Genomic DNA, 2,140 nt, shown 5'->3' with positions numbered 1-2,140 from the left:
GCCAAACACTGGTGGAGGACTCGGACCGACCCATTCGCCGACGCGTGGCCAGTCATTGAAGGGTGGCTCATCGCGGAGCCCTCGATAGCGGCCAAGGCCTTGATGGCTCGTCTGGTCGCGATGGTTCCAGAGATTTACGACGGTAAGGCGCAGCTGCGGACACTGCAGCGCCGGGTGAAGGCCTGGCGCAGCGCGCGCGTCACCGAAATGGTCCTGGGCGGTCTGCGCAAGGCTGATGCAGTGCCGGCCGAAGTCTGAACGCAGTCGAGCACCTTACGCGATGCCGAGGGGGGCCGGGCGCTTCGCGCCCGGCAGGCCATGGACATGTGGACGATGCGCCTGCGGCGCACCGGCTGCGACCGTGGACAACGCGCCGGCATGCCAACGTCAAGCATTGAGAGGTGAGAATGCGACCGATGAACCAGGAAGAATACGAAGGCTTGATTCCCGAGGCCGCCGCGCGCGAGCCATCCATGACCCAGAGCGTCTATCGGAGCTTGGTCGAACTGATCCTCAGCGGGCAGTTGCGCCCTGGTTTGATGGTGGCGCCCGAACGCGGGCGGAGGCGCGACGAGATGAAGGCGGCCGTCAAGGTTTGAAACCGGCTTCACACGACGCAGGCTGTCAGCCCATCGGCCTGGAAAGCCAAAGCGTGCCAATCTGCATGAAAAGGCCAACCTTGCGCAGAAACCGCGATTGCTAAGTCTGTCAGGCTTAGTCTTTTCAGACCTAACCGTATCAATCTACACGGAAAGGACGATTTCCCCGCCAACAGGAGCAAAGCGGCCTTTTGTAGCAGGGGGCGATGATGAGAGACGGAATTGGCAAGGTACGGACAATCATTCAAGGACAAGGCGGTGGCACGGCTGTTGCCACCTGAGAGTGCGACGTTGGAAGACGTGTCGCGCGAGGTCGGTGTGGGCGCCGCCTTGCCGACGTACCAGTTTGGGGGTATATCAGCATGCGTGAGGCATCCGCCCTGTTTTCGTACGGTCGAGTTGCAGACCGGAAAGGAGCGCCAGTGAAGAAAKCTGCCGTGTTTTCGCTTTTGGCCGCGGGCACCCTGCTCGCCGTTGCGCCTCGAATCCAGTGGGTTCCACATCCGCACGAACTGAAACCTGCAAGGCAACCAGCGAGCAGGAGGTTGCCGCGCTGTTTGACCGCTGGAACCAGTCATTGCAAACCGGCGACCCGCGCAAGGTGGTTGAAAACTACGCGGATAAATCCGTTTTGCTTCCCACCGTTTCCAACACMCCGCGTCTCAATGCGGCGCAAAAGCAAGACTACTTCGAGCACTTTCTTCAAGACAAGCCGTTCGGTCGCATCGATTCCAGAACCATAGAGATCGGTTGCACCACGGCCGTGGATGCTGGCCTGTATACCTTCACCTTCGCCAAGACGGGCGCTGTCGTCAAGGCGCGGTACACGTACACCTACAAGTGGGACGGTAGTCGGTGGCTGATCACCAGCCACCATTCTTCAGCCATGCCGGAGAAGTAAAGGCTGGTAGAAGCGCGCACCGCYGCTGCGCGCGTGTAGGGTTCGTCCAGCAATGAAAGTAGGCCATCGGTTGTACAGATGGACCCCGGCCGCAACGCCCGCCTTGGTGCAGGGCGTACAGCCGGTATGGGCCCCGAGCGGTCCTTGAGCAATCGAAGTTCGACGGCGCAAAGCGGTCATCCTCGGCTTCTTCAACCATCGGAAACGGTCGCTGGAACGACGGGTTGGGCCTGCCCGCGGGTGAGGGCGCGCACTCGATAGGTCAGAGGTCCTTCAGCCCCTGCAATTGCCCAACCCACCGGTCGGCTTCACGTCATCACAATCGGCCAAGGAGCGAGCCACCGGGATCTTCGCGCCTGTGCCGTGGTCGCGGTCATGAGTCGGTCCGATCGAGAAACATGCTCGCGTGCGCCACGAAGAGGTCTGCGAACTGGAAGAGTGCGCCGTGACCTGAGTCCGGGTAGATGATGAGTTGGCCGTTCGGAAGGTTCTTGGCCAGGTTGTATGAATTGATGGTCGGAACCATTCGGTCTTCGCAGCCATTCACCACCAGCGTCGGATGTGTGCTTCCGCGCAAAGCCGCGAACGGCTCGCCCTTCGGTGTCCGGTAGGCCGTGAAGGCAGATGCCTGCGCGAGCAT

General features: G+C 61.2%; 3 protein-coding genes and 1 pseudogene. 3 read left to right on the top strand and 1 reads right to left on the bottom strand.

Translation table 11 applies throughout. The annotated features are described in order from the left end of the window. The 3 genes and pseudogenes from AC1DY5_RS52725 to AC1DY5_RS52715 form a co-directional block, all read left to right on the top strand. Positions 1 to 258 (top strand): annotated as a pseudogene (locus AC1DY5_RS52725) (transposase); the annotation flags it as partial. A gap of 158 nt (positions 259 to 416) precedes the next feature. Further along, complete coding sequence (locus AC1DY5_RS52720) at positions 417 to 599, top strand: hypothetical protein (protein WP_478122200.1); 183 nt, start codon at positions 417 to 419, stop codon at positions 597 to 599. A 490-nt stretch (positions 600 to 1,089) separates the two neighbouring features. Next, positions 1,090 to 1,500 (top strand): SgcJ/EcaC family oxidoreductase, encoded by a 411-nt coding sequence (locus AC1DY5_RS52715; protein WP_478122199.1) that lies wholly within the window; start codon positions 1,090 to 1,092, stop codon positions 1,498 to 1,500. Positions 1,501 to 1,873: 373 nt separating this feature from the next. On the opposite strand, the gene AC1DY5_RS52710 is transcribed toward AC1DY5_RS52715, so the two are convergent. Further along, positions 1,874 to 2,140, bottom strand: a 267-nt coding sequence (locus tag AC1DY5_RS52710; RefSeq protein WP_478122198.1) for an alpha/beta fold hydrolase, incomplete at its 5' end; no start/stop codon positions are given.

The organism is Variovorax sp. P4_D9 (assembly GCF_056401695.1).
Note: the sequence above shows the minus strand (reverse complement) of the source record. Positions and strands in the feature narration are given on the sequence as shown.